We start from the raw sequence: 25,408 nt of genomic DNA, 5'->3' as shown, positions 1-25,408 counted from the left end.
GGGGGAAGGCGCTTTGCTCCCCCGGATTTGTCCACATTAGAAGTTGATCACTTTTTTCGCCGTCTCGATCACGTCTTTAAAGTTCGGCAGCCACACCGATTCTGCTTGAGCGAACGGATAGACGGTATCCGGCGCGGCGACGCGCAATACCGGCGCCTCAAGGCTTAAAATCGCGCGCTCGTTAATTTCAGCAACGACGTTGGCGGCGATGCCGGCTTGCCGTTGCGCTTCTTGAACGACGATGGCGCGGCCCGTTTTTTCGACCGAACCAATGATCGTCTCAATATCGAGCGGCTGCACGGTGCGCAAGTCGACGACTTCGGCAGAAATGCCTTCCTTCTCTAATTCTGCCGCCGCTTTTAACGATTCATGCACCATGGCCCCGTACGCGATAATCGTAATGTCTTTCCCTTCACGCTTAATGTCTGCTTTGCCAATCGGAATTGTATACTCTCCTTCCGGCACCTCTTGTCGGAACGAACGGTACAGCTTCAAATGCTCAAGGAAAATAACCGGGTCGTTGTCGCGGATCGCCGAGATGAGCAATCCTTTCGCATCATACGGCGTCGACGGGATGACAACTTTCAAGCCCGGTTGTTGGGCGACGAGTCCTTCTAAGCTGTCTGAGTGCAATTCTGGCGTATGGACGCCGCCGCCAAACGGCGAACGAATCGTAATCGGAACATGGTAGCGGCCGCCAGTGCGGTAGCGGATGCGCGCCATTTGTCCGCAAATCGCATCCATCGCCTCATAGACGAACCCGAAAAACTGAATTTCCGGCACCGGGCGGAACCCTTGCAAGGCCAAGCCGATCGCCAAACCGCCGATCCCCGATTCGGCCAGCGGCGTATCAAACACACGCTCTTCGCCAAACTCAGCTTGCAACCCTTCGGTCACCCGGAATACGCCGCCGTTGACCCCAACGTCTTCGCCAAACACAAGCACGTTCGGATCGTTTCTCATCTCGATGCGCAGCGCATCGGTGATCGCTTGAACCATTGTCATTTGCGCCATGGCTTACTTCGACTCCTTCTCTTTATAAATTTCATACTGCTCTTTTAAGTTCGCCGGCAGCTCTTCGAACATGATGCTGATTAAGTCGGTCACTTTTTGTTTCGGCGTTTCGTCCGCTTTTTTGATCGCTTCCTTGATGTCCTCTTTCGCCTGCTCGATGACGCGGTTTTCTTCCTCTTCGCTCCATAAGCCTTTCGCTTCTAAAAACTTGCGGAAGCGGACAAGCGGGTCTTTTTTCGCCCATTCGTTTTCGAGTTCTTTCGAACGATAGCGCGTCGGATCGTCGCCGGACATCGTGTGCGGGCCGTAGCGGAAGCAAAGCGTTTCGATGAGCGTCGGCCCTTCGCCGTTAATGGCGCGTTCGCGGGCTGCTTTCACCGCGGCGTAGACCGCAAGCGGATCCATGCCGTCGACTTGAATGCCCGGAATGCCGGCAGCGACCGCTTTTTGCGCCAATGTTTTGGCGACCGTTTGCTTTTCCACTGGCGTAGAGATGGCAAAGCGGTTGTTTTGCACGACAAAGATGGCCGGCGCCTTAAACGCCCCCGCAAAGTTGATCCCTTCGTAAAAGTCGCCTTGCGATGTGCCCCCATCGCCGGTATATGTAATCGCCACCGCTTTTTTGCCCCGCATTTTCAAGCCGAGCGCCACGCCGGCCGCTTGAATGTATTGAGCCCCGATGATAATTTGCGGCGGCAAGACGTTGACGCCTTCAGGAATTTGGTTTCCGTGGAAGTGGCCGCGCGAGAACAAAAACGCTTGATAGAGCGGAAGCCCGTGCCAAATGATTTGCGGAACGTCGCGATATCCCGGCAAAATGAAGTCTTCTTTCTCAAGCGCAAAATGGCTGGCGATTTGGCTCGCCTCTTGCCCAGCGGTCGGCGCGTAAAACCCGAGGCGGCCCTGGCGGTTCAACGAAATGGAGCGCTGGTCGAGGATGCGCGTATACACCATGCGGCGCATCAGCTCTTTCAGCTGCTCATCGCTTAACTCCGGCATCGCCTCTTCGTTGACGATTTCGCCTTCTTCATTCAAAATTTGAAACATCGGGAACTGCTCGGCTACTTTCTCGAGCTGCTCCGCAAATCGAAATTGGGAGGTTTTCACACCCATGTTGTTCACCTCTGCCTTTCATTAAAAATTTGGAAATCAGGCTACATTCATCCATATACTATTAATGTACCCAAAACGAAAGAGAAATAAAAAAACGACCGCCGGCCGGCGCCAACGCCAAACAACAAAGGCGCCGAAATCTGTATCACTATTTTTCAAGACTAAATTAGTACAATACCTATTTGCAAGTTTTAGTTTACACGTTCTTGGACCAACCGTCAATGACTTTGATTTCTCATGTTTTTCGCTTTACCTTTTGGTTGAAATTGGAATTGTTAATATTCCGTCGACAAACTGTTATATTACATTCCTCACTACCTGTATAAGTCCTGTATTATATTTTCACAAAATATAAAACACACAGTGGCTTGACAAGATAATGAAAACGTTTCCTTGAATTTGTCTTATTGCTTTCCTTATACTCGAATAATATATCCGTGCAGCTGTGTTTTTATTTACGATCGATGCTCATTTTGTTAGACTAAACGATAGACAGCGATGCCAAACATAGGGAGTGAACGAAGCGAATGATCACGATGAAAGACATCATCAAAGAGGGGCATCCGACATTGCGGAAAATCGCCGAACCCGTTCCGTTGCCGCCTTCAGAGGAAGATAAGCGCATTTTGCAAAGCTTGCTTGACTACGTGAAAATGAGCCAAGACCCGGAGCTGGCGTCTAAATACGGCCTGCGGCCCGGCATTGGCCTTGCCGCCCCGCAAATCAACGTCTCGAAGCGGATGATCGCCGTCCATGTCACCGACGAAAACGGGACGCTGTACAGCTATGCCTTGTTCAATCCAAAAATCGTCAGCCATTCCGTGCAGCAATGTTACTTAACGACCGGGGAAGGCTGTTTGTCGGTTGACCGCGACGTGCCGGGGTATGTGCTGCGCTACGCCCGCATCACCGTCACCGGGACGACGATCGACGGCGAAGAAGTCACACTGCGCTTGAAAGGGTTGCCGGCCATCGTCTTCCAACATGAAATCGACCATTTAAACGGCATTATGTTCTATGACCGCATCAACCCCGATGACCCGTTTCAAGTGCCGGACGGGGCGATTCCGATCGGGCGCTAAAAAGTCCTCTTGTAAATTGCGAGCGGCCCCGCCTAAAAGGCAGAGGCCGCTTTTTATCGGATGAGCTGCAGCTGCTTCAATCCGTGCCAAATGCCTTCCTTATCGACCGGCTTCGTAACGAAGTCGGCGACCCGCTTCACTTCCTCATGGGCGTTGCCCATCGCCACCCCAGTTCCGACGAACAACAGCATTTCAATGTCATTCAATCCGTCGCCGAACGCGTACACATCCTTCTTATCGATCCCGAGCTTTTCGATCATCATGCGGATGCCTTCTGCCTTCGAGCCCCCTGCCGGCAGCACATCGGTCGAGACGTCGTGCCAACGGACGAAGCGAAATTCGGGATAGTTGCGCACATACGGTTCTTCTTCCTCGGCGCGGCAAAACAGAAGCGCTTGGTAAATGTCTTTGTTCTCATAATAAAGAGGGTCGACGGGCGGGTGGGCGAATTTTAGGCTCGCCATGCTGACGTGGATGTGCGGATGGTCGCCGATGCTCGCTCTCATTTTCTCCGCATCCATAAAGACGAGCGGATGGCCGTTTTTGTGGGCTTCCTCTGTCAGCGCCCTGACTTTCTCGCGCCGGAGCGGCTGCTTGTATAACACGTTCCCTTCAAAAACGACGTACTGACCGTTGAAGCTGACGAACGAATCGATGCCAAGCTGTTTGCGCACATGCTCAAACATAAACGGAGCGCGTCCGGTGGCGATGGCGACATAAACGCCCGACTGCTTCAGGCGGCGAACCGCTTCGATCGTTGACAGCGGCAGCTGCTTTTGCTCATCAAGAAGCGTGCCGTCGATATCGAAAAAGACGATTTTTCTGCCCACGTTCACTTCCCCTTGTTGAAAAGTTGTTCATTGTTTACCGTACTGAAAAACACCCGGAATGTCAACCAAGAGGCACGATCTGTTCCATTTTTACCCATGAAAAACAAACCTCCGCCTACATATCATATATAATAGAACATTTACTTTCGCCGCAAAATGAGTACAATAAAAGGTAAGGAGTGATGAAACATGTTGAAAAAGCTGAAAAAAAAGCTGCTTCAACAGTGGAAAGACCTGCTCCGGAAAAAATTGATCGCCTGACCGTTACAACAACAGCCCTTCCATTCGAAGGGCTTCTTTCCCACTTTGGCGAATAAAGCGGGCAACATTCGTCAAAGATGATGCATATCGTCGGCACATCTCACGCCTGTTTTTTGCTTTTGGCAACAAAACACATGAAAAGAAAGTTACATTCTTATATAATAGATAGAGCAACCATTGTACGATAAGGAGAGATTTCACGATGATTTTCAAAGTGTTTTACCAAGAAAACGCAGACGAGGTGCCCGTGAGAGAAAAAACGAAAACACTCTACATCGAAGCAGAATCAGAGCGGGATGTACGCCGAAAACTCGAAGGCCGTCCGATCAATATTGAGTATATTCAGCCGTTAGAGGGAGCGCATCTAGAATACGAAAAGAAAAGCCCGAACTTTCAAGTATTGGAGATTTCATCATGAAGCTGTTGACAGACCAGCAAGTTGGCGTTTTTGCCCTCGGCGGACTGGGTGAAATCGGAAAAAATACATACGGCGTACAATTCCAAGACGAAATCATTGTCATTGACGCGGGCATTAAGTTCCCGGAAGATGAGCTGCTCGGGATCGACTACGTCATTCCAGACTACTCCTATTTAGTGAAGCACGCAGACAAAGTAAAAGGACTGTTCATCACCCACGGGCACGAAGACCATATCGGCGGCATTCCGTATTTGCTCCGGCAGGTGAACATCCCGATTTATGGCGGCAAATTGGCGCTTGGGCTTATTCGCAATAAACTTGAAGAGCACGGGCTGTTGCGCCAGGCAAAGCTCATTGAAATTCGCGAAGACGATGTCATCCGCTTCCAAAAAACGGCCGTCACCTTTTTCCGGACAACGCACAGCATTCCGGACAGCTACGGTATTGTTGTGAAAACGCCAGTCGGGCAAATCGTTCACACTGGAGATTTTAAATTCGACTTTACGCCGGTCGGCGAGCCGGCCAATTTGACGAAAATGGCCGAAATCGGGAAAGAAGGCGTGCTTTGCCTGCTATCGGACAGCACGAACAGCGAGATCCCGCATTTTACGATGTCGGAGCGGCGCGTCGGCGAGAGCATTCACGACATTTTCCGCAAGGTGGAAGGTCGCATCATTTTCGCCACGTTCGCCTCAAACATCCACCGTCTCCAACAGGTGACGGAAGCAGCCGTCGCCAACAACCGAAAAATCGCTGTCTTCGGCCGGAGCATGGAAGCGGCGATTGAGATCGGACAAGACCTCGGCTATATCAAATGTCCGAAAGGCACGTTCGTCGACGCGAACGAAATCAACCGCCTGCCGGCCAACCGGGTGACAATTTTATGCACCGGCAGCCAAGGCGAGCCGATGGCCGCCTTGTCGCGCATCGCGAACGGCACGCATCGGCAAATTCAAATCATCCCGGGCGATACGGTTGTCTTTTCCTCGTCACCGATTCCGGGCAACACGGTAAGCGTCAACCGGACGATTAACATGCTGTACCGAGCCGGCGCTGAGGTGATCCATGGTCCGCTCAACGACATCCATACGTCCGGCCACGGCGGGCAGGAAGAGCAAAAATTGATGATCCGGCTGATGAAGCCGAAATATTTCATGCCGATCCACGGCGAATACCGAATGCAAAAAATGCATGCCAAGCTCGCCATCGACTGCGGCGTGCCGGAGGAAAACTGCTTTATTATGGACAACGGCGAAGTGCTTGGCATCAGCGACAAAGAAGCGCGCATTGTCGGTAAGATCCCGTCCGGCTCCGTCTACATCGACGGCAGCGGCGTCGGCGACATCGGCAACATCGTCTTGCGCGACCGCCGCATTTTGTCCGAAGAAGGGCTCGTGATTGTCGTCGTCAGCATCAACATGAAAGAGTTCAAAATCGCCGCCGGCCCGGACATTATTTCTCGCGGCTTCGTCTATATGCGCGAGTCAGGTGACTTAATCAGCGAAGCGCAAGTGTTGATCTCCAAGCATCTCGAAAAAGTGCTGGAACGAAAAACGAATCAATGGTCGGAAATCAAAAACGAAATTACGGAAACGCTCGCTCCGTTCTTGTACGAGCGGACGAAACGGCGGCCAATGATTTTGCCGATCATCATGGAAATCTAAAGAAAAAAGGGCGTCCTTGCAAAAGGATGCCCTTTTTCCTTTATCATCATGCACAGGCCGCCTGCCCGCCGTCAACCGACCACTTTTTCCTCAAACCGGTCAATGTCGCTGTCAGCGCCGATGACAACCAACACATCGCCTTTGCGGATGATTTCCGAAGCGAGGGGGGAGACGATGACGCTTGCTCCACGCTTGATGGCGACGATGTTGATGCCGTAGCGGGCGCGGATGTCAAGCTCCAAAAGCGAATGGCCGTCAAGCCGCTCGCTTGCCACGATTTCAACAATGCTGTATTTGTCCGACAGCTCCAGATAATCTAGGACGTTGTTGGAAATCAAATTGTGGGCGATCCGCTCGCCCATGTCGCGCTCTGGGTGCACGATTTGGTCAGCGCCGATTTTTTTCAGCACTTTCTCATGGTAATCGTTTGTCGCCTTGACCGTAATATGGTTGACGCCGAGCTCTTTTAAAATAAGCGTCGTCAAAATGCTCGCCTGGATGTTGTCCCCGATCGCGACGATGACATGGTCGAAGTTGCGGATGCCTAAACTTTTCAGCACGTTTTCATCGGTCGTATCGCCGACGACGGCGTGCGAAGCGATCGAGGCAAATTCATTCACTCGGTCTTCGTCAATATCGATGGCCAATACTTCCATCCCTTGTTCGCTCAGCGTGCGGCAGATGCTGCCGCCAAAGCGCCCGAGGCCGATGACGGCAAACTGTTTCTTTTTCATTGACACTCCTCCATCGTTGATCAAGCATTGTTTCTTCCTCTTATTTTAGCAAAAAAGAAAAAGGAACGAAAACGATCTTCGCTCCTTTTCCACCATCCTTTGCACCATGTGATTCCGCAAAAAAAAACGGGCTGCCAGCGCGCACAGCCCGAACGTTCGATCATCAGCGGAGTTTTTCTTCGACTTTTTGGCAAATCTCTTCTGCGGTGAGCCCGCTCGCTTCAATGACCGGACCGGACGTCACGATGTTGTGAATGCCGGCGATATTGGCGTCCAGGCCGGTAATGACGCAGCAGTCGCAGCCTCTTGCGTCTTGCTCCCCGCGGAGCGGCACAACATTATACCCTCTTTCTCTCAATGCCTCTTGCACATCAGTCAGCGATGGCTCGACACCGATTTTCGCCATCACACTCCACCTCCTCACACATAATGTGCCTTGTCAGAGGTGGAACTATACTTTCGAATTCCCCTTCCAGGAAAAATAGTCGATCAAAAAAGCGATCGCGCGGTCGATCGCCGCTTCATCCGGGGCCAGCTTCGCATGATGCAGCCCATAGGGCGAGGCGACACCAAGCCAAAACATAAAACCCGGGATGTCCGCCAGCATATAGCCGAAATCTTCGCCGGTCATCGCCTCTTTGCAACGAATGACGTTCACGCCGCCGTGCGTCTCGGCAAACTTCATAAATTCCGCTGTCAGCTCCGGATCGTTGTACACTTCATGGTACATGGCACCGTAATCGATGGATGCTTCACATTCGTACGCGACTTCAATGCCATGCACGATCGCTTCAATCCGCCGCTTCACCTTCTGCATCGCTGCAGTCGACAGCGTCCGAATCGTTCCTTCGAGCCGGGCGTGCTCCGCAATGACGTTCTGTACCGTCCCACCGACAATTTTCCCGATCGTAATGACCGCGCTGTCAAGCGGATCGACGTTGCGGGCGACGATCGACTGCAGTTGCGTCACCAATGCGCAGGCGGCGACGACCATGTCATTCGCTAAATGCGGAAACGCCGCGTGGCCACCTCTTCCCTTCAAATCAATAAACAGCTCCGACGTATTGGCAAACAGCAACCCTTCTTTCGTTGCAATCGTACCGACTGGATATTCCGGCGCAATATGCAAGGCGACGATCATATCCGGCTTCCATTCCCGCATGATGTCGCTTTCTAACATTGGCTTTGCTCCGCCCGGTCCTTCCTCGGCCGGCTGGAACACAAACAGCAAATCGTCTTTCAATGGATGATGAGCAAAATGGGTGAGCACGCCAAGAGCGATGCTCATATGCACATCGTGGCCGCACGCGTGCATGTGCCCTTCATGTTTCGACCGATACGGCAAACCGGTCTCCTCACGAATCGGCAGCCCGTCCATATCGGCGCGGTAGCCGATCGTTTTGCGCGGCGATGTTCCGTTGACTTTGACAAAAATCCCTGTTTTCCACGTCCGGACTTGAAGCCGCTCTTGCGGCAGGGACTGGATATAGCGAAGCAAATATTGCTGCGTCTTAAACTCCTGAAACCCAAGCTCCGGGATTTGATGCAAGTCGCGGCGAATGGCGACAAACGGACTGATCGTTTCCATCCTCTCTCCTCCATGGGCAAAAAAGCTGTCCTCGTGTGAAGGGACAGCCTTTGTTGTGATTATAATTGGCGAAGCTCCTGTTTAATCTCCGTTTTCGCCCGCGTTTGCTCGTCGATCTGCTTAATGACGCGCGCCGGCACGCCGGCGACAACCGTATACGGCGGCACGTCTTCCACGACAACCGCGCCGGCAGCCACAACCGCTCCTTTGCCCACGGTGACGCCTTCTAAAATGACGGCGTTCGCCCCGACGAGCACATCGTCTTCAATGACGACCGGCTTGGCTGATGGCGGCTCGATCACGCCTGCCAACACCGCGCCGGCGCCGATATGGCAGTTTTTCCCGACCGTCGCCCGGCCGCCGAGCACCGCGTTCATGTCGATCATCGTTCCTTCGCCGACGACGGCGCCGATATTGATGACCGCTCCCATCATAATGACGGCGTTGTCGCCGATTTCGACATGGTCGCGGATGATGGCGCCCGGCTCGATGCGCGCCTTGATGCCTTTCAAATCCAAGAGCGGAATGGCCGAGTTGCGGCGGTCGTTCTCGACGACATAGTCCTCGATTTTGTCTTGATTCGCTTCGATTGCTGCTTGAATGTCTTGCCATTCGCCAAACACGACGCCGACGTTGCCGGTAATAAACGTTTTCGCGCTTGAGCCGAAATCGATGCCTTCGAGATCCCCTTTTATGTATACTTTGACTGGTGTCGATTTTTTGCTGTTTTGAATAAACGAAATGATTTCATTGGCGTCCATCATCTTCATGGGCGATATCCTCCTTTACACCTGTATTCTTTTTTACTTTAGCAAAACAGAGATCATCGTGACAAGCATAAATTCATCGAACAAAATTTTGCAGCACCTTCTCGAAGGCTTGTACTTGCGGAAGTTGCCATGCTGCTTCCGAACTGATCAACCAAAGCCAGCTGCGCTTGTTATTGCATACGATTACCTTTCTGCTCATTGTTCAGCTTCTTTTCGGCCTGATTTCCGGCCGCCATTAGGCTTCCGCAGCTGTTTATTCAGTTGCTTCAGTATTTCCCGTCGAGTGAAAATGCCCGCAAAATAGCCGTCATCATTTTCCACACACACGAACGGATGGTTGACAATCAGCCCGATGGCCTTCATCAGGCTGTCGTCAAGCCGCAGGCGCGGAATGTTTCGGTTCATCACTTCTTCGACCTTCATCGTCTCGAGCCGTTCAAATTCGATGCGCTCCAATCCTAAAATCGCATCCATCATCATCGTCATGCTGATGAGCCCGTGAAGCTTATAAGATGTGTCCAATACCGGAATCGCCGAATAGCCGGTTTTCGTAAGGACGAGCAGCGCATGATCCAAATAATTTCCCGGCTGCACATGCGCCACTTTATCCGCCGGAATCAGAAAGGGCTTCACAGTCATTTGCATGAATTCATTGTGTTCCCATGTCATGCCGATGTTCCGCCTTTCTTCTGCATCTTCTCCTCTCCACACTGTTATCATACCATAAAAAAGACTATCGCTTCCTGCGATAGCGATAGTGCACAATGACTTTTATCCTTCCTCTGTCAACAGGCGGTCGTATAAACGCAACAGCTGCCGATACCGGCGTTCATCGACCGCCTTGTCTCCGTTTTCGATATCCGCCAGCTCAGAGCGGATGAGCTCGAGTGCATATTGCTGGCTGAACAAAACGTCAAGCAATAACGCCGCCTCCTCGCCCGACAGCCTTGGCGGCAGCCGCTTCGCCATCTCCATTCCCCCTTTGCCCTTTCCGCTTTCATATATATTCGCCGGCAAAGGAAAAAAGTCGTGGAAAAAACCGTCATTTCCAAACGATCAAAAAATGAAGCGAAAAAACGGCTTTCTCTCCTTAAAGCAGACAGATGCGTGATATTTTGTGCATGGCGGCCATCAAAAAAGGTGTCCCGCCTCTGTTGGGACACCTTCCGTTCAATAATATCGAAGCGCCAAATAACCGATGGCAAACACAGCAAGCAAGACGGCGAGCACATACGCAAGCAATATCGGGTTGCGCAAATAGGCATGCTCCTCAACTGCTTTCGGGATCGGTCCGTCAAGCTCTCCTTGCCATCGCTGCTGGCGGCCGAGTCGGACCGTATAAACGAATCCAATGACCGCAATCAATACAGAAAGGACAGATAATACGAAAGTCAGCTGTGCCATACGTTTCACCTCATGCTTACTTTTCCGCAATGAGGCGATTTTATACGATCAATAATGAGCATCATGCTCAAACAAATAGCTGTACGACAAGTCGATAAACAAGTAATGGCGCTCATCGATCGGATACGAATACGTCCGGATCGTTTCCCCTGTTTCAATGTCCGTGTATAAATCGGACAAAATCCCTCTTCGGCGCGAGCGCATGCGAATGATGTTTTCCAAAAAATACGGGCGCCAGCTCCAGTTTTTCATATAATATTGCGGCTCAAGCTCCCACCGGCCGCCGCGCTTGAACATATTGCCCGACTGCTGGAAGCCGTCCTCATCACAAACATAAATGCGGAAGCAAACGTCGTCGAGCTCGCCGGCCAATAGGGAAATGAGCTCGTTAAAATCGGCGGCTTTTTTGTATTTGCCAAGCAGCGCGCTGATCCGCTGCTGAAACTGCTCAGCAATTTGATACAGCGTTTCAAGCTTTTTCTTTTCCTGCTGGATGAAGCGATGGCACTCTTGGCGGAGCAAGTCTTTCAACAAATCGCGCGGCACAACCTCTGGCGCCGGCTTGGCCAAATAATACCCTTGATAATAGCGGCCGCCATGCCGCCAAGCATACTGAAGCTGAAATGACGTTTCGATGTCCTCATACAGGAGCGTCGCTCCGATTTTGCGCGCCAACAGCGAAATCGAGTGAACGATTTCCTGGTATGCTTGATGAACGGACGTTTTCCGCAATTCACGCAAATCGATTTTTAAAATGTCAGGCGACAAGACGCCGATTCGCTCAAGATGAATGCTATGTTCGGCGATGTTGTCGACCGCCACTTTAACGCCGTATGTACGAAGATACGTCAATAAATGGCTGAGCTGATCGACGTCTCCCTTGAAATGCTGCTCGTTGATTTCCAAAACGATGCGGCTTGGCGCCAACCCTTTCGCTTCATAGGAGAGAAGCAGCTGCAAAAACGATTCGCCGCGGTCAAGCATGAGCAAGTTGGCGTCGCGGTTTAAAAAAATGAGCAGCGTTTGATCAGCGAGTGACAGAAAATAGTCGAGCGCCTTTTTCGTGATCACATCATCCACTTCGATGCGAAATTCTTCTGGAATGGTTTCATCATGAAAAAACGATCCAAGGCTGACCGGTCCTGTTTCCGTTTGAAACCGACCGAGCACTTCATAGCCGACGACCCCATGCTCATCGGCGCTGAAAATCGGTTGATAGTGCGGAATCACTTGCGGCAAGTTGGCCATAACGTCTAATGCATCCATCGTGCTCACCTCATTCCCATCGACCATCTTTGCCCTTATTATAGCATAATTGCCTCATCGTTCCCGACGCAAAAAAAGCGGCTCCCCTGACAGCAGGGAATCCGCTTGTGACAAAAGCCGTTACGTGCAATGAGCCGGTTGCCCGCGATAAATGAAGAAATACCGCCTGCAATCCCTTTTGGGTGAGGACCATCTTGCTTTACGGCAAATTTGATTAAAACGGCCGCCGGTTCAGCCATTGGCCGCCGTCGACTGTGATGCAAGCGCCGTTAATGTAAGCGGCTTCATCGGAAAGCAAAAACGAAGCGACCGCCGCGATTTCTTCCGGCGTTCCGAGCCGCCCAAGCGGCACGCTCTCGATCGTCATCCGCTCTGCCTCTTCCGACTCCCAAAGACGTTCCGCCCCGCCTGTCCGCTCGATCGGACCCGGGGCGATGGCGTTGACGCGGAAGCCGTACTTTTTCCCCCATTCCACGGCAAGCGTGCGCGTCATCGCCAGCACTCCAGCCTTGGCGCTCGCTGAATGAATGACCCCGGCGCCGGCATGCCAGGCGTATGTCGCAACGATGTTGATGATCGTTCCTTTCAAGCCGCGCTGAATCCAATAGTTGCCGACTTCCCGGCTGCAGTAAAACGTGCCGTTTAAAACGATGTTAATGACGCTGTTCCAGCCGTTGATCGACAACTTTTCCGCCGGGCAAATGAAATTGCCCGCCGCATTGTTGATGAGGGCATCGATGCGGCCAAACTCCTCATCAGCCCGCTCCACCATGTGCGCCACTTGTTCCGGGTTGCGCACATCCATCGGAACCGTAAGCACTTGTCCCCCATCCGGCGTAGCGATTTCCCGCTTGGCCTCTTCGAGCGCCTCCGCCCGCCTTCCCGTAATGACGACGTTGGCCCCCTCAGCGACAAACCGCTTCGCCATATATTTCCCCATTCCGCTCGACCCGCCCGTCACAATGATTACTTTTCCGTTCATCCATTTCTCCTCCCTATGACTGATTACTCATTCATTTCTATCATATCTTGACACTCCACACGGCTAAAGCCGTGGGATTCTTGGGTCGTTCGCGTCCTCATCCCTTTCGAGTTCGGACCACGCCCAAGTTCGGGGCTGTGTCATCAGCCCATCCCATCCGGTTAGATAGGTACCCGAATGGGCGGCGCACCTGTGACCAGTGCGCTAGGTTAGGCGCTCAAGCCTGAAATCGCTTTGGCGATGTTGATCGCCCCATTTAAGTCGGCGTGGATGGTGTATCCGCATTTTTTACACTGAAAGTGGATGCCATTGCGATTTTCCTTTTCCCGATGCCCACATTTACACGTTTGGCTCGTGTAGGTCGGATTCACCCACTCCACTTTAATGCCTGCCATTTCGGCTTTATAGGCGATCATCGTTTGCAGCTGATGAAACGCCCAGGAATGAAGGCTTCGTCCTGCTTCTTTTGCGGAAGTTGCCCGTTTCCGAATCCCCGTCAAATCTTCCATCCGAATCACGCCAACACCGTTGACGAGGGCAAAGTTGACGATTTGACGGCTGATTTTATGGTTCACATCCTTCATCCAGCGGGACTCTTTATGGCCGATTTTGCGAATCATATGAAGCTTCTTGGCTTTGCCCAATTCTCGCCGCAGAGCCGCATATCGTCTGCGAATGAAGGCACATGGATTCCCTTTGAAAAACAACGATTTCGTTCCAACGCTAGCAACGGCGATATATCGCAGCCCTAGGTCAACGCCCATCACGTTCGTTTCGTTGTTCCACTTCAAACGTGATGGTGATGGCGAAGTACCATTTCGTTTTCTTCTTGTAGAGCTTGGCTGTCCCTTGTTTGGCTGTTCCATTGAGCAGCCGATTCAGCCATGCTTCTTGATAGGGACGCGTGACCACAGGCACGCCAATTCGCTTCTCTAATGTCGGAAATGAAATGGTGTAAAAATCTCCCTTTCGTTCGACTTTCCAATTTTGATTGTTAAAGCAACACCATCGTTTTCGAAATTGCTTTGCCTTCTGATGTTTCTTTTGAGACTTCACATCTCGAATGGTTTGACAGGCAATTGCAGACGGAAACCATTGTGATGAAAATTCTCTAAAAATCTTGCTGGTTGCTTTGTTTAATTCAGGATGATTCAAGAGCCAATTCGCAAATTGGGTGTTGATGTTGGTCATCCGTTCATACATCTCTTGTTTGGCTTTGGTCGGCTTGTGAAGCTCCAATTTCAAGGTGATGGTGGGCATCCTTTCACCTCCTCATGTTTATTATACCATTATGCTCGCTTTCCTCTCACCTCGAAAGAAGTGGGTTTTCTCGCTCGCATTTCTATAAAATAGTGGAATATTCGAACATCTTAGTCCTCCTATTGTCCTTTTCCCTCTCTTTTCGTTATAATAAAGCTGCTTGTGAAAGGACGGCGAAACGATGCACCATATCGAAACAACCAAACTAAGCCGGCGCGCCTTTTTGAAAAAGCTGACGCGCACAAGTTTCAGCGCAGCGCTGGCGACGGCAGCCGCCTTTGGCTACGCCCGCTGGATTGAGCCGGCCGAGCTGACCGTGACGCACCATACGCTGTCGCATCCTCTGATCCCAAAGTCGTTTGCCGGCGTCAAGCTGTTGCAGTTCAGTGACATCCATCTCGGCCATTATTACGGCTTGGAACGCTTTTACCGCAGCATCGGCCGCATCAACGAACTCGGGCCCGATCTCGTCGTATTCACAGGCGATCTGCTCCATGAGGCGAACCGGTATCCGCACATCGACGCGGTCGCTGAGGCGTTGGCTGGCGTCCGCGCTCCTCTCGGAAAATTTTGCATTTACGGAAACCATGATCACGGCGGCTACGGAACAGATATTTACCATCGATTGATGGAACGAGCCGGTTTCCGCGTTCTCATCAATGAGCATACCCTCGTCCGACGCGGCCATGACGCGATCGCTATCGCCGGCAGCGACGATATGATGCTCGGGCAACCGGACTGGTCGAAAATGACGAACGGCATTCCGCCGGCGACATATACGATCGCCCTCGTTCATGAGCCGGACGGTGCCATTGAGGCGCGCCGCTTCCCTATTCACGTTCAGTTGTCTGGCCATAGCCACGGCGGGCAAATTCAGTTGCCGTTTATCGGGCCGCTCATCACGCCGCCGCTGTCTGAGCGATATTATGAAGGGTTTTACCACGTCGGCGGGCTCTTGTTGTACGTCAACCGCGGTCTTGGCACGACGCGGGTGCCGCTTCGCTTCTTCGCCCCGCCGGAGTTGACCGTTTTTTCGCTTGCTCCTAGTTAGAAGCGGGACAAACTAGCAACAATGCCGCTTCCTATGTGATCTTTCTATGTTATAATAGAAAGAAAAAAGGAGACATGCCGATGAAACCGGTGCAATTGACGGTCGACAATATTGCCAAAGCGATTTTTACCGTCAACCGCCATGCCAAAACAGCATTGAACCCTTCGTTTCTTTATCTTCTGAAGAAAAAAGCGATCGAGAAGCTGCTTGAGGAGGGCAAGGCGAAAAAAGTCGGCCTCCATTTTTCACGCAATCCGAAATACAGCCAACAGCAATCCGACGTGCTCGTCGCCGTCGGCGACTACTATTTCCACATCCCACCGACGAAACAAGATTTCGCTGCCCTTCCGCATCTTGGCGCTCTCAACGATTCGTACCGCAACCCTCCAGCTCGGATGCCGCTGTCGGAGGCCAAAGCCATTCTCATCGCCTACACCGGACTGAAGGAAAAACCGGAACAAAGTCCGAAACAGCTGACAAGGCCGGTATTTAAACGGCTCGGCGACCGCTATTAAGCGGCCGCCGGTTTTTAACAGGAGGCTCACCTTGGTGCCAGGGCGGCAACAGGGGAGCTGATGCCTCTTTTCGCTTCATCTTTCCCCCGCATTTTCGCTTCCTTTCATGAAGACCATGCCCTCCTGTTTCGTTGCTCTAAAACCAACAATCTGGCTGCTGTTCTGTCGGCTACGCTGACACCCCTTTCCGCTTTATGCTCCCCCATTGCTTTTTTTCGGCGAATGGCATCGATCACCCCTTCGCACCGCCACCAAGCGGTAAGCGGGCGGTACCAAAACGTCTCGGTCAACGCGAAGAAAAAAAGCTTCACCAAATCAGAAACGCTCGGGAGCTTCCGCTCGGTCCATTCTTCAAGCAAGACGGCGGCGGCTGAGAAGAGCGAACCGTACAAAACCGAAACCGTCAGCAAAAGAAGAGCGAATTCGATGTACAGGATTCCGAGAAATAAGGAGAAAACAACGACAATATTCGCCCGCTTCGATCACCCACTGTTGCTGCCGTGAAGACGACCAACAGCGCCATCACTCATCCAGCTCCTTCAGCAGCCGGCGCAGCCGCGCCTCAAGTTCAAACCATTTGAACGGCTTTGTCACATATTCGTCCGCTCCTCGGTTCAGCGCATGGGCAATATCCCGCTCATCTTGGCGCGACGTTAGCATCATCACCTTGTATGGCTTTCGCTCTTGACGGAGGCGGTTCAGCACCTCAAGGCCGTCCATTTTTGGCATCACCCGATCCAAAATGACGACAGATTGCCGCCCGCTTTGATAAAACGGAGATTCGAGAAACGAAAGGCCGTCGCCAAACTCGTAAATGTCTGCTTTCCTCCCCTGCTCATTGACGAGCTTGCGGACAAGATCAGCAATCATCATCCGCACGAGTTCATCGTCGTCTACGATGGCAATCGCCCATCGCCGCCGATCCGTTGATGCTTGGCTTGGGGCCTCATCCGAAGAACCGCTTTTCTCACGCGCCGCCTCTTCGATCCGATTGCCGCCGCCTCGTTTCGCCGCATACAGCGCCTTGTCGGCCAGACGCAGCCAATAGTCAAGCGGCCGATCCGGTTCATCGCACTCAACCAGGCCGGCGGAAAACGTACATGATAGAAGTGCGCCATCCGCCTCGATTTTTTCGGCGGCGAACTGGCGTTGCAGCCGCTCAAGCACTGCACGAGCCTCGCTTTTGGACGTTTTGGCCAGCCAAACGACAAACTCTTCGCCCCCAAAGCGAACGACGGTATCCACTCCGCGTGTATGTTGGCGCAAAAAGGCAGCCAGCTTTTGCAATACCGCATCGCCTGCAAGGTGGCCGAAACGGTCATTGACTTGTTTGAAATGGTCCAAATCAAGCAACGCCAAACAGCTTGGCGCTCCGTAACGCTCGAGGTCGCTCCGAAGGCGGGCGTATACCCGCGGCAAATACTTCCGGTTGTACACACCTGTCAATTCGTCAATGAGCACAAGGTCATCGATTTTTCGTTTTTTTTCAATGAGCCGGCGAACGCGAACGAACAGCTCATCTGCCGCTGGGGTGGTGATGACATCATCCGCGCCAAGCTCATAACCTTTCAACCGCCCCTCTTTGCCCTCGTCTCTCCTCACAATGACAACAGGAAGATAGGGGCGCTGTCCGGCGCGCTCAAGCAAAACCGTCAAGTCCGGATTCTCCCACTCTCCCTCCTTCACGCTGACGATGATGCAATCCGGGCTGAGACGAAACATCGACGCGGCCGCCTGCTCAAGGGAGGGAATCGTCGTGAAACGCCATGGCACGGTTTGCAGGGCGCCGCGGACGTAAGCAAAAAACAGGGGATCATTTCCACAGAGGAGAATCGCTGCTTTCGGCCCTTGGCGGTGCGAAGAGGGAATGGTGGCAGAAGCCGCTTCCCCGGCTTCATAGAAGCAGCGAAGGAGAGGAACCATCTCCATCAGCGCCTCCTCCGCTGTCCATTGCCGTTCCGTTTGGCCGTTCAACCGGTGAATGAACCGCTCTGCTTCAGCAGCGATGTCGCTAAGGCCAATCACCGCCGCCGTCCGGCCGACAGCATTGAAAAATCGGGCCAATTCCACACCGTCAAGCGGCGGTCCCGTCCTCCATCGTTCGTATTGTTCATGGATGCGATCCAACAGTGAGGCGACAGACCGATCCATATTCCCTCTCCTTTCGATCATCGTTCCGTTTTCCCCAACCGACTGACATCCTCCTTTTTTCCTATTACTAATATAATCGATCCAAGCAAAAAAATTAAAAGAAAAGACGCGCAACAGCCAACAATTTCCCAGCCGCATAAAAAAGCCGCTGCCTTTTTTTGCAACGGCTTTGTTCAATACAAAAAGTCCAATAGGCGTCGGTCAGCTAAATTCGTGTCAACCGGGCAGACTTCTGCATCACGCCCGTACTGCCACACCCAGACATTCGCGCTGCAAGGCGGGGCAGCCGGCTGATAGCGCGGCGCTTTCTGCTCTTTCGTCGTTCCCGGCCTTGGTGCGGCGCTCCAAATGACCGCCTGCACCGCCACTTGGTTGTTCCGGCTGACCGCCTCGCAATAGGCAGCGGCGAAATCCCCTTTCGTCGGGTCCGCGTACAGCCCCGGCCGGTATCCGGTCGGATAGAGCGTTTCCACCCAAGCAGCGATCCAAGCGGCATCCACAGCGAAAAAGTCTTCGATGTTGGCAAACAGCAGTTTATTTTTCGGAATGCCGAGCCGCCGCGCATGGAACACCGCGTTGCGCGCCGCCACCTGACCGTTCGCATAGCCGACCGCTTCGCGGAAGGCGTTATAAATCGGCAGCACCTTCACGCCATAGCTGCGGATGCGGGCGATCTCGTCGCGTGTCAACCCTTCGGACACGTTCGGCACTTCCGACAAATAACGGCCCCAAAATTTCGGATAGCCAAGCTCCGTCCGCACGCATTGAAACAGCTGATCCGTTACGGCTTGCGCCGAGTCGACTCCCCAAATTCCTCTTGCCATCGGTTCCCCTCCTTCGCGCTTACGCTGCCGTCATTATGTAATTATATATATGAGGGGAACAGCCCGTTTTATACGGCTACTGGCGGCGCTCCCGCTCCTCCTTCGCCCAGTCGCCTTTCAACAACTGAAACCAGCCGTTGCGCTTAAACCAGACGAACATCGTCATGCCGATCACCGCCATGGCAGCCAATACAACAAAGTATCCGTACTTCCAGTGCAATTCAGGCATATAATCAAAGTTCATCCCATAAATGCCGGCAATAAAGGAGAGCGGCATGAAAATGGTCGTAATGGCTGTAAATGTCATCATAATATTGTTCATTCGATTCGAGTTGAGCGATAAATAGCTGTCGCGGATATCCGCGGTAATTTCTCGGTTTGTCTCAATCATTTCCGACAGCTTCAGCAAATGATCATAAATGTCATGAAAGTACAGCTGCCGTTCTTTCATGCGCTGCAGCCGGTCGGAATGGATGATGCGGTACAACAAGTCGCGCATCGGCACGATCGTCCGGCGCAGCTTCGATAAATCACCACGGATGTCAAACACTTTTTCAATAATGTCATGAATCGGTTCGTTGTTCGTATTCTCCTCTAAATCGTTCAGCACGTCTTCAATATGGTAAAGCGGTGGGAAATAATCATCCACAAGCTTATCGATCAGCCGGTACATGACGTGAAACGGCCCCTGCTGAACATCTTCTTCATGCTTCAATCGCTCCCACACCTCGTCGACGGCATGGATCGGCGACTTATGAAACGAAACGATGAAGTTTTGCCCGACAAACAAATCGACCTCCTCAGCCTCCAGCGTCATCCCGGCAATGGCATGAAGAACGACAAACAAGTAGCGGTCGTAAAAATCGAGCTTCGGCCGTTGCACATATTCGAGACAGTCTTCAATCGCCAGTGGGTGGAAACGGAAAAAGGAGGCGAGCAACTCCGATTCCTCATCCGTCGGCTCATGAAAGTCAACCCAATACCATGAGACGTCTGGGCTGTTGACAAGCGTTAAGTCAACATCATATAAAATCTCAAATTCTTTTGTCACGACACACGTGCGAATCATCGCCATCACCTTTGCCTTGTTCTCCTCTTATCATAACCGAAAAACTGTTAAGCCCCAACAAAAAACGGGTATAAAAATCATGTAGAGAAAAAATTGACAAAAAATATTTATCTAAATTTTCTTTACATTGGCATCAAAAACGACGATAATATAATAAAGGGAACTGTTTCGTTCCCATATGGGAGGGACTGAATCATGTACGAAAAACAATACCCGAATGAAGGCGCCGTTTTGTTCAACCAGCCGGAAGAAAAAAGCAGCTACGGGCCGATGGCCGAACAAGTGCTGAAAGAAGCGATCTTCCAGTTTCAAAGAAAAAAACTGATGGAACAAATCGATGAAGCGCTCGCGGCCGGCAACAAACCGTTGTTTTTCAAGCTTTCCGCCCAATATAACGACCTGTTGAAAAAATACGGCGCGTAAAAGGAGCGAACGAAGTTGGAAAGTGAATCGTCGATGACCAAGTGAGCCCCATTTCCGTTTGAGGAAACAATCCGGACGGAAAGGGGCTCATTTTTGTTTTTTCGTTTTCCTCGCCAATGGTACAATAGAAACAAAAAAGAAAGGTGGACAACCGGTGAAACACCTCATTCAACCACGCGTTCAAGCCATTCAGTTATCAGGCATCCGCCAATTTTTCAACCTTGTCGCCGACCGGCCGGGACTTGTTTCCTTGACGATCGGCCAGCCTGATTTCCCAACGCCCGATCATGTCAAAGCGGCCGCTCAGGAAGCGATCGCCGCCGATTTCACGACGTATACAGCGAACGCCGGCCTGCTTGAACTGCGCCAGGCGGCTTGCCAATTCGTCGCTGACAAGTACGGCCTTCGCTACACGCCGGACGAAGTCATCGCCACCGTCGGCGCCAGCCAAGCGCTTGATATCGCGTTTCGCACGATTTTGGAGGAAGGGACGGAAGTGCTTCTTCCCGCGCCAGTCTATCCTGGCTATGAACCGCTCATCCGCCTGTGCGGGGCGAAACCGGTGTACATCGACACAAGGCCAAACGGTTTCCGTCTGTCGGCCGAGCTCATTGCGCCTTATTTGACGGAAAAGACGCGCTGCCTCGTTCTTCCATACCCATCAAATCCAACCGGGACGGCGCTGTCAGCCAAAGAGCTTGAGAACATCGCTTCCCTTTTGAAAGGACGGCCGATTTGGATCGTTTCCGATGAAATTTACAGCGAGCTCGTTTACCACGGACGCCATCGCTCGATCGCCGAGTGGCTGCCGGAGCAGACGATCGTCATCAACGGTTTAAGCAAATCGCACTCCATGACGGGTTGGCGCATCGGGTTTGTCTTCGCTCCAGCGTTCGCCGTTGAACAAATGGTGAAAGTGCACCAATACAGCGTCTCGTGCACGTCATCGATCAGCCAAAAAGCGGCGGTGGAGGCGCTGACCGCCGGCAAAAACGACGCCGAGGTGATGCGCGCCGCCTACGCCGAGCGGCTTGAGTATGCCTACAGTCGTCTCACCGCCATGGGGCTGCCGGTTGAGAAGCCGGATGGAGCCTTTTACTTGTTTCCGTCAATCGCCGCCTTTGGCATGTCTTCGTTTGATTTTGCCCTCGATGTCGTCGAAAACGCCGGGGTCGCCCTCGTTCCCGGCAGCGCCTTTTCCGAATACGGTGAAGGCCATGTCCGCCTGTCGTACGCTTATTCGCTCGATGTGCTCAAAGAAGGGCTTGACCGGCTCGAGCGGTATATCCAAACGAAGCGCCGCAGACCGTAACGGTTTTCAAAAATCGTATCGGTTTAGGCCGCCATGCCCCCATTAGAAAAAGGCTGCTTTTCTTTCGACTTTTGTTCATCATTGGCTTTAGGGGAATATACAAGAAAAGGGTGTCCCAATCCTTTTGGAACACCCTCTTCTTTACTTATGGCACAAGCAATAGCTTGCCATGCGTTTTCCGCCCCTGCAGCAGCCGATGCACTTCAGAAGCCTGCTCAAGCGGGTAGACGCCGCCGATCATCAGCTTCAGGCTTCCTTCCTGCACCCACGCGAGCAATTCCCGCAAACTTTGTTCGTACAACGCCCGCTTTTTCATGATTTGCGGCAAGAAAAAGCCGATCACTGACCAGTTTTTCGCCATCAGCCGGACTGGATTGAGACGCGTCATTTCCCCGCTCGCCGCCCCATATACGACCAGGCGGCCGAACGGAGCAAGGCAATCGAGCGTCTGATGAAAGACATCGCCGCCCGCCATTTCCAAAGCGACATCGACGCCGCGCCCACCGGTCGCCTCCATCACGTCCGCAGCCCAGCTGTCTTTTGTATAATCAATGGTGACATCAGCGCCAAGCTGTTTGGCGAGCGCTCGTTTTTCCTCCGTGCTTGCCGTGGCGATGACCATTTTGGCGCCGAACCGTTTCGCCAATTGGACGGCAATCGTCCCAACGCCGCCGGCTGCGGCATGAACGAGCACCGTCTCCCCTTCTTCCAAGCGGCCCATCGTTTTGAGAATATGGTAGGCGCTTAGCCCTTGCACCGGCAAGGCCGCCGCCTGCCGGGCATCCATTCCATCCGGAAGCGGCACGACCGCCCGTTCATCGACGGCGACAAACTCAGCGTAGCCGCCGGATTCGATCAACGCGACGACGCGTTGCCCCGGGAGGACCGTTTGCACCTCCGGACCAACTTCACGGACAACGCCGGCCACTTCCGTCCCAGGGATGAACGGAAGCGGCGTCGGCACAACATAGCGGCCTTCCCGTCGGGCTGTATCCGCATAGTTGACGCCGATCGCTTCAGCTTCAATCACGACTTGCCGCCCCGTGGGTTTCGGACGTTCGCCTTCGCAAACACGCAAGACATCCGGTCCACCGTATTCAACGAATTGGACAAATTTCATGGCGATATCCCCTCTTTCGTTACTTTTGTCGACGCCATATTGCGCAGTTCCAGGCCGAACGGCCCCAGCTCAAGTTTTGGAACGGCAGAAAGCGACCCGTGCCGGTTGATGTAGTCGATTTCTTTTTCCAAGCCGTACGCCGTCATCCAACGGCCGACGCGCGAGGCAGACAACACTTCTTTCGCCTTTCCTTCATCTGAATATTGCCGGTAAAAGAACCATGCGGCCGTCGCGCTGTCGGACAGCTCCGCCGCGTTGATCCCTTGCTCGATCAAGCAGTGCACAAAGTAGCCGGCGCCATAAAAGTCTTCTAGGCAAAAACGGCCCGACGAGCCGGAACAAATCACAATGATCGTCTCTTCCTGATGTAAACGGCAAATATGCTCGCTGACCGCCGGGCTGTTCAGCAAGCTCGCCGCGTACACCGCACGGGCTGGCTGAGCTCTGCGAATCGCCACCGTGCCATTGGTCGTCGATAGCACGACTGTTTTCCCTGGACAAACCGTTTGCAAAAACAGCGGCGCCGGCGGATGAAAACCGGCGATCGTCCGCCCTTCGTATTCGCCGACGAGCTCATAGCTGCCCTCTGGCAAGCGAAGCGCGATCTCCTTGGCCTCCTCGGCATCGCGCACCGGGATCACCGAACGAGCGCCGGCAGAGAGAACTGCTGTAATCGACGAGGTGGCAAGCAAAACATCGAACACGACAGCCACCTTTCGATCAGCAAGCGCCATCTCATCAATGTCTTCTTTGCGCAGCACGACATGCACTTTTGTCATCACGCCGCCTCACCGTCCTGTCGCCAGCTGCCATGCATGCTCAATGAGCGCTTCGACAAACTGGCCAAAATGGCGAAACCGCTCATCGTTCGTCTGTCCGCGGCGGTAGCGGTAATAAATTTGCTGGCAAATGACCGCTAATTTAAAGTAGGCAAACGTTAAATAAACGTGTATATCGGACACATCACGGCCGCTTTTTTTGGCATATGCCTCAATAAACTGTTCGCGCGTATAAAAACCGGGACGGACGGTGACCGGCGCGCGGCCAAACCCACTTTTAATGAGTGGAGGATCGTCTTCCTCAATCCAATAACTCATGGCCACCGCCAAATCGGCAAGCGGATCCCCGACCGTCGACATCTCCCAATCAAACAGCCCAACCATTTTGGTGATGTCGTCTTTGGCAAACAAAGCGTTATTCAGCTTAAAATCGTAATGGATTACGGTTGCTTCGCGCTGCGGTGGAATATGAGAAGCGAGCCACTTCATCAGCGCCTCGGCTTCCGGAATATCATCCGTCTTGGCCCGCTCATAGCGCTGGATCCATCCGTGCACTTGCCGTTCCATAAACCCATCCGGCTTTACCATCTGAACGAGGCGTGTGTTCGTATAATCAATTTGATGGATACGGACAAGCGTCTCGACCATCGTCTCGGAAATGCCACGGCAAACCTCCTCCGTCGGAGTGATGCCATCGGGAAAATCACTGTCAATCACGACGCCATGCCGCCGCTCCATGACGAAAAACGGACTGCCGATCACCGATTCGTCTTCACAAAAATAGAATGGTTTCGGGGCGAGCGGGAACAGCGGATGGATTTCAGAAAGCCACGTGCTCTCCCGCTTCATATCGTGCGCTTTCGGCGGCACCGGGCCAAACGGCGGCCGGCGCAGCACCGCCTCCCACTCCCCACAGCGGAGCAAATACGTCAAATTCGACCGGCCGGCGGAAAATTGCTGGATCTCGAGCTCCCCATCCGGCATGTCCGGCAGCACCGTGCGCAAAAACTTGGCCAGCTTCCCTGCCGGCAGTTCTTCCCCCTTGCGCACTGGAATAATCGCTGTCATCTCCCTCTCCCCCTTGGTCAACAATTCAAGCGCGCCATGCCGCCGCACGGGCAGCATCCATCGACACACCTCGGATCAAACTTGTTTGTCTCTCTTTTCACTCGGCTTTCGAGACAGACGGCGCGCTCATGCCATCAAGCAGGATCTCCACCATCTGCTTCGCCACCTCGGCATCGGTCAGCTCGCCGTCCGGACGAAACCATTGGTAGCTCCAATTGGCCGCCCCAAGAACGGTAAGCGTGGCGATCGATGGCGACAAATCGCAGCGCAGTTCACCGTTTTTCATTCCTTCCTCAATTAACGCCTGCAACCGTTGGCGAAACAAATCGCGCTTTTCTTTTACTTTTTGTAAATGCTCCTCACTCAAATGCTTCATTTCACGAAAAAAAATGCGTGCTTCCCGTCCTTGCCGCTCGACATTATGAATGAGCATGAAGATAATGTCATACAGCTTCTCCCGCAACGGGCGCCGTTTATCGCTTATAATGCGCTCCTCTTCGTCAAGCAGCCCTTCAATGTAGCGAAGGTGAATATCCATCAACAGTTCTTCTTTGCTTGTAAAATAGTAATAAAACGTCCCTTTTGTCACCCCGAGGGCGTCAACGATGTCTTGGATCGATGTTTCGCTGAACCCATTTTGTTCAAACAGCTCAATGCTGGCAGCCATAATTTTCTCCTTCATGTTTTTACACCTCTTGCCTAAAATGTAG

General features: G+C 52.7%; 27 protein-coding genes and 2 pseudogenes. 8 read left to right on the top strand and 21 right to left on the bottom strand.

Annotation, left to right across the window (positions count from 1 at the left end):
- Positions 1–36 precede the first annotated feature (36 nt).
- A complete protein-coding gene (gene pdhB, locus BRO54_RS07100; protein WP_011230559.1) occupies positions 37–1,014 on the bottom strand; it encodes a pyruvate dehydrogenase complex E1 component subunit beta in 978 nt (325 codons plus the stop codon).
- 3 nt (positions 1,015–1,017) lie between these two features.
- Complete coding sequence (pdhA, locus tag BRO54_RS07095; RefSeq protein WP_074043550.1) at positions 1,018–2,127, bottom strand: pyruvate dehydrogenase (acetyl-transferring) E1 component subunit alpha; 1,110 nt, start codon at positions 2,125–2,127, stop codon at positions 1,018–1,020.
- Positions 2,128–2,654: 527 nt separating this feature from the next.
- Between pdhA and def the strand changes: the two genes are divergently transcribed.
- Entirely contained in the window at positions 2,655–3,209 is a 555-nt protein-coding gene (gene def / locus BRO54_RS07090; protein ID WP_074043549.1) for a peptide deformylase, read from the top strand.
- Between the two features lie 53 nt (positions 3,210–3,262).
- Here def and BRO54_RS07085 read toward each other — a convergent pair whose 3' ends face one another.
- A complete protein-coding gene (locus BRO54_RS07085) occupies positions 3,263–4,045 on the bottom strand; it encodes a Cof-type HAD-IIB family hydrolase (protein ID WP_079936277.1) in 783 nt (260 codons plus the stop codon).
- A gap of 176 nt (positions 4,046–4,221) precedes the next feature.
- Between BRO54_RS07085 and BRO54_RS20800 the strand changes: the two genes are divergently transcribed.
- From BRO54_RS20800 to rnjA, 3 genes are all read left to right on the top strand, one after another.
- Positions 4,222–4,356: a hypothetical protein gene (locus tag BRO54_RS20800; RefSeq protein ID WP_014195339.1), complete on the top strand. Its 135-nt coding sequence runs from the start codon at positions 4,222–4,224 to the stop codon at positions 4,354–4,356.
- 146 nt (positions 4,357–4,502) lie between these two features.
- Positions 4,503–4,718, top strand: a complete 216-nt coding sequence (locus tag BRO54_RS07080; RefSeq protein ID WP_013145900.1) for a DNA-dependent RNA polymerase subunit epsilon — start codon at positions 4,503–4,505, stop codon at positions 4,716–4,718.
- Positions 4,715–6,382, top strand: a complete 1,668-nt coding sequence (gene rnjA / locus BRO54_RS07075) for a ribonuclease J1 (protein WP_011230553.1) — start codon at positions 4,715–4,717, stop codon at positions 6,380–6,382. The genes BRO54_RS07080 and rnjA overlap by 4 nt, the downstream gene beginning before the upstream one ends.
- A gap of 71 nt (positions 6,383–6,453) precedes the next feature.
- On the opposite strand, the gene BRO54_RS07070 is transcribed toward rnjA, so the two are convergent.
- The 10 genes and pseudogenes from BRO54_RS07070 to BRO54_RS07025 all read right to left on the bottom strand — a co-directional run bounded on the left by BRO54_RS07070 (position 6,454) and on the right by BRO54_RS07025 (position 14,386).
- Positions 6,454–7,116, bottom strand: coding sequence for a potassium channel family protein (locus tag BRO54_RS07070; RefSeq protein WP_013145901.1), 663 nt, complete (start codon positions 7,114–7,116; stop codon positions 6,454–6,456).
- Positions 7,117–7,279: 163 nt separating this feature from the next.
- The gene (locus tag BRO54_RS07065) at positions 7,280–7,522 is read right to left on the bottom strand and encodes a YkuS family protein (RefSeq protein WP_074043547.1); all 243 of its coding nucleotides are present in this window, start codon (positions 7,520–7,522) and stop codon (positions 7,280–7,282) included.
- 45 nt (positions 7,523–7,567) lie between these two features.
- On the bottom strand, positions 7,568–8,704 hold the full coding sequence (locus BRO54_RS07060) for an N-acetyldiaminopimelate deacetylase (RefSeq protein WP_074043546.1): 1,137 nt from the start codon (positions 8,702–8,704) through the stop codon (positions 7,568–7,570).
- 59 nt (positions 8,705–8,763) lie between these two features.
- On the bottom strand, positions 8,764–9,474 hold the full coding sequence (gene dapD / locus BRO54_RS07055) for a 2,3,4,5-tetrahydropyridine-2,6-dicarboxylate N-acetyltransferase (protein ID WP_011230549.1): 711 nt from the start codon (positions 9,472–9,474) through the stop codon (positions 8,764–8,766).
- 195 nt (positions 9,475–9,669) lie between these two features.
- Positions 9,670–10,143 carry a cyclic-di-AMP-binding protein CbpB gene (cbpB, locus tag BRO54_RS07050; protein WP_074043545.1) on the bottom strand — a complete coding sequence of 158 codons (474 nt, stop codon included), beginning with the start codon at positions 10,141–10,143 and terminating at the stop codon, positions 9,670–9,672.
- Between the two features lie 102 nt (positions 10,144–10,245).
- Positions 10,246–10,443: an antirepressor AbbA gene (abbA, locus tag BRO54_RS07045; protein ID WP_074043544.1), complete on the bottom strand. Its 198-nt coding sequence runs from the start codon at positions 10,441–10,443 to the stop codon at positions 10,246–10,248.
- Between the two features lie 201 nt (positions 10,444–10,644).
- A complete protein-coding gene (locus BRO54_RS07040; protein ID WP_074043543.1) occupies positions 10,645–10,878 on the bottom strand; it encodes a hypothetical protein in 234 nt (77 codons plus the stop codon).
- A gap of 48 nt (positions 10,879–10,926) precedes the next feature.
- Positions 10,927–12,144 carry an EAL domain-containing protein gene (locus BRO54_RS07035; protein WP_074043542.1) on the bottom strand — a complete coding sequence of 406 codons (1,218 nt, stop codon included), beginning with the start codon at positions 12,142–12,144 and terminating at the stop codon, positions 10,927–10,929.
- Between the two features lie 214 nt (positions 12,145–12,358).
- Complete coding sequence (fadH, locus tag BRO54_RS07030; protein ID WP_074043541.1) at positions 12,359–13,126, bottom strand: 2,4-dienoyl-CoA reductase; 768 nt, start codon at positions 13,124–13,126, stop codon at positions 12,359–12,361.
- A 209-nt stretch (positions 13,127–13,335) separates the two neighbouring features.
- Positions 13,336–14,386, bottom strand: a pseudogene (locus tag BRO54_RS07025) (RNA-guided endonuclease InsQ/TnpB family protein).
- A gap of 181 nt (positions 14,387–14,567) precedes the next feature.
- On the opposite strand from BRO54_RS07025, the gene BRO54_RS07020 reads away from it, so the two are divergent.
- Positions 14,568–15,437, top strand: coding sequence for a metallophosphoesterase (locus BRO54_RS07020; RefSeq protein ID WP_074043540.1), 870 nt, complete (start codon positions 14,568–14,570; stop codon positions 15,435–15,437).
- Between the two features lie 80 nt (positions 15,438–15,517).
- Positions 15,518–15,952 (top strand): YkyB family protein, encoded by a 435-nt coding sequence (locus BRO54_RS07015; protein ID WP_074043539.1) that lies wholly within the window; start codon positions 15,518–15,520, stop codon positions 15,950–15,952.
- A 169-nt stretch (positions 15,953–16,121) separates the two neighbouring features.
- Here BRO54_RS07015 and BRO54_RS20985 read toward each other — a convergent pair.
- From BRO54_RS20985 to corA, 4 genes and pseudogenes are all read right to left on the bottom strand, one after another.
- Positions 16,122–16,419: pseudogene (locus tag BRO54_RS20985) on the bottom strand (glycosyltransferase family 2 protein); the annotation flags it as partial.
- Between the two features lie 55 nt (positions 16,420–16,474).
- Positions 16,475–18,103, bottom strand: coding sequence for a diguanylate cyclase (locus tag BRO54_RS07005; RefSeq protein WP_074043538.1), 1,629 nt, complete (start codon positions 18,101–18,103; stop codon positions 16,475–16,477).
- Positions 18,104–18,276: 173 nt separating this feature from the next.
- Positions 18,277–18,927 carry a glycoside hydrolase domain-containing protein gene (locus BRO54_RS07000; RefSeq protein WP_011230538.1) on the bottom strand — a complete coding sequence of 217 codons (651 nt, stop codon included), beginning with the start codon at positions 18,925–18,927 and terminating at the stop codon, positions 18,277–18,279.
- A 76-nt stretch (positions 18,928–19,003) separates the two neighbouring features.
- On the bottom strand, positions 19,004–20,002 hold the full coding sequence (gene corA, locus BRO54_RS06995) for a magnesium/cobalt transporter CorA (RefSeq protein ID WP_074043537.1): 999 nt from the start codon (positions 20,000–20,002) through the stop codon (positions 19,004–19,006).
- Positions 20,003–20,191: 189 nt separating this feature from the next.
- Here corA and BRO54_RS06990 point away from each other — a divergent pair, with 189 nt between their 5' ends.
- Positions 20,192–20,419: an IDEAL domain-containing protein gene (locus BRO54_RS06990; RefSeq protein WP_011230536.1), complete on the top strand. Its 228-nt coding sequence runs from the start codon at positions 20,192–20,194 to the stop codon at positions 20,417–20,419.
- Between the two features lie 154 nt (positions 20,420–20,573).
- A complete protein-coding gene (locus tag BRO54_RS06985) occupies positions 20,574–21,731 on the top strand; it encodes an aminotransferase A (RefSeq protein WP_074043536.1) in 1,158 nt (385 codons plus the stop codon).
- 145 nt (positions 21,732–21,876) lie between these two features.
- Here BRO54_RS06985 and BRO54_RS06980 read toward each other — a convergent pair whose 3' ends face one another.
- The 4 genes from BRO54_RS06980 to BRO54_RS06965 all read right to left on the bottom strand — a co-directional run bounded on the left by BRO54_RS06980 (position 21,877) and on the right by BRO54_RS06965 (position 25,380).
- Complete coding sequence (locus BRO54_RS06980) at positions 21,877–22,851, bottom strand: quinone oxidoreductase family protein (protein ID WP_014195329.1); 975 nt, start codon at positions 22,849–22,851, stop codon at positions 21,877–21,879.
- The gene (locus tag BRO54_RS06975) at positions 22,848–23,630 is read right to left on the bottom strand and encodes a 2-phosphosulfolactate phosphatase (protein WP_014195328.1); all 783 of its coding nucleotides are present in this window, start codon (positions 23,628–23,630) and stop codon (positions 22,848–22,850) included. Before BRO54_RS06975 ends, BRO54_RS06980 begins: the two co-directional genes overlap by 4 nt.
- 9 nt (positions 23,631–23,639) lie before the next feature.
- A complete protein-coding gene (locus BRO54_RS06970) occupies positions 23,640–24,698 on the bottom strand; it encodes a phosphotransferase family protein (protein ID WP_011230532.1) in 1,059 nt (352 codons plus the stop codon).
- Positions 24,699–24,795: 97 nt separating this feature from the next.
- Positions 24,796–25,380, bottom strand: coding sequence for a TetR/AcrR family transcriptional regulator (locus BRO54_RS06965; protein WP_014195326.1), 585 nt, complete (start codon positions 25,378–25,380; stop codon positions 24,796–24,798).
- Positions 25,381–25,408 lie beyond the last annotated feature (28 nt).

Origin of the sequence: Geobacillus proteiniphilus (genome assembly GCF_001908025.1) — a bacterium.
GTDB classification, from domain to species: domain Bacteria; phylum Bacillota; class Bacilli; order Bacillales; family Anoxybacillaceae; genus Geobacillus; species Geobacillus proteiniphilus.
The sequence above is the reverse complement of the archived record's forward strand: the minus strand, read 5'-3'. Positions and strand labels throughout refer to the sequence as shown.

Bases quoted from the DNA above. Each gene is read 5' to 3' on its own strand.
- BRO54_RS06965 (WP_014195326.1), bottom strand. From the start codon at position 25,380: ATGAAGGAGAAAATTATGGCTGCCAGCATTGAGCTGTTTGAACAAAAT.
- dapD (WP_011230549.1), bottom strand. From the start codon at position 9,474: ATGAAGATGATGGACGCCAATGAAATCATTTCGTTTATTCAAAACAGC.
- corA (WP_074043537.1), bottom strand. From the start codon at position 20,002: ATGGCGATGATTCGCACGTGTGTCGTGACAAAAGAATTTGAGATTTTA.
- cbpB (WP_074043545.1), bottom strand. From the start codon at position 10,143: ATGACATGGGAACACAATGAATTCATGCAAATGACTGTGAAGCCCTTT.
- BRO54_RS07040 (WP_074043543.1), bottom strand. From the start codon at position 10,878: ATGGCACAGCTGACTTTCGTATTATCTGTCCTTTCTGTATTGATTGCG.
- BRO54_RS07070 (WP_013145901.1), bottom strand. From the start codon at position 7,116: ATGAAAAAGAAACAGTTTGCCGTCATCGGCCTCGGGCGCTTTGGCGGC.
- BRO54_RS07005 (WP_074043538.1), bottom strand. From the start codon at position 18,103: ATGGATCGGTCTGTCGCCTCACTGTTGGATCGCATCCATGAACAATAC.
- BRO54_RS07020 (WP_074043540.1), top strand. From the start codon at position 14,568: ATGCACCATATCGAAACAACCAAACTAAGCCGGCGCGCCTTTTTGAAA.
- BRO54_RS20800 (WP_014195339.1), top strand. From the start codon at position 4,222: ATGAAACATGTTGAAAAAGCTGAAAAAAAAGCTGCTTCAACAGTGGAA.
- pdhB (WP_011230559.1), bottom strand. From the start codon at position 1,014: ATGGCGCAAATGACAATGGTTCAAGCGATCACCGATGCGCTGCGCATC.
- BRO54_RS07035 (WP_074043542.1), bottom strand. From the start codon at position 12,144: ATGGATGCATTAGACGTTATGGCCAACTTGCCGCAAGTGATTCCGCAC.
- BRO54_RS06980 (WP_014195329.1), bottom strand. From the start codon at position 22,851: ATGAAATTTGTCCAATTCGTTGAATACGGTGGACCGGATGTCTTGCGT.
- pdhA (WP_074043550.1), bottom strand. From the start codon at position 2,127: ATGGGTGTGAAAACCTCCCAATTTCGATTTGCGGAGCAGCTCGAGAAA.
- abbA (WP_074043544.1), bottom strand. From the start codon at position 10,443: ATGGCGAAGCGGCTGCCGCCAAGGCTGTCGGGCGAGGAGGCGGCGTTA.
- BRO54_RS07060 (WP_074043546.1), bottom strand. From the start codon at position 8,704: ATGGAAACGATCAGTCCGTTTGTCGCCATTCGCCGCGACTTGCATCAA.
- BRO54_RS07080 (WP_013145900.1), top strand. From the start codon at position 4,503: ATGATTTTCAAAGTGTTTTACCAAGAAAACGCAGACGAGGTGCCCGTG.
- BRO54_RS06990 (WP_011230536.1), top strand. From the start codon at position 20,192: ATGTACGAAAAACAATACCCGAATGAAGGCGCCGTTTTGTTCAACCAG.
- BRO54_RS07015 (WP_074043539.1), top strand. From the start codon at position 15,518: ATGAAACCGGTGCAATTGACGGTCGACAATATTGCCAAAGCGATTTTT.
- BRO54_RS07000 (WP_011230538.1), bottom strand. From the start codon at position 18,927: ATGGCAAGAGGAATTTGGGGAGTCGACTCGGCGCAAGCCGTAACGGAT.
- fadH (WP_074043541.1), bottom strand. From the start codon at position 13,126: ATGAACGGAAAAGTAATCATTGTGACGGGCGGGTCGAGCGGAATGGGG.
- BRO54_RS06975 (WP_014195328.1), bottom strand. From the start codon at position 23,630: ATGACAAAAGTGCATGTCGTGCTGCGCAAAGAAGACATTGATGAGATG.
- def (WP_074043549.1), top strand. From the start codon at position 2,655: ATGATCACGATGAAAGACATCATCAAAGAGGGGCATCCGACATTGCGG.
- BRO54_RS06970 (WP_011230532.1), bottom strand. From the start codon at position 24,698: ATGACAGCGATTATTCCAGTGCGCAAGGGGGAAGAACTGCCGGCAGGG.
- rnjA (WP_011230553.1), top strand. From the start codon at position 4,715: ATGAAGCTGTTGACAGACCAGCAAGTTGGCGTTTTTGCCCTCGGCGGA.
- BRO54_RS07065 (WP_074043547.1), bottom strand. From the start codon at position 7,522: ATGGCGAAAATCGGTGTCGAGCCATCGCTGACTGATGTGCAAGAGGCA.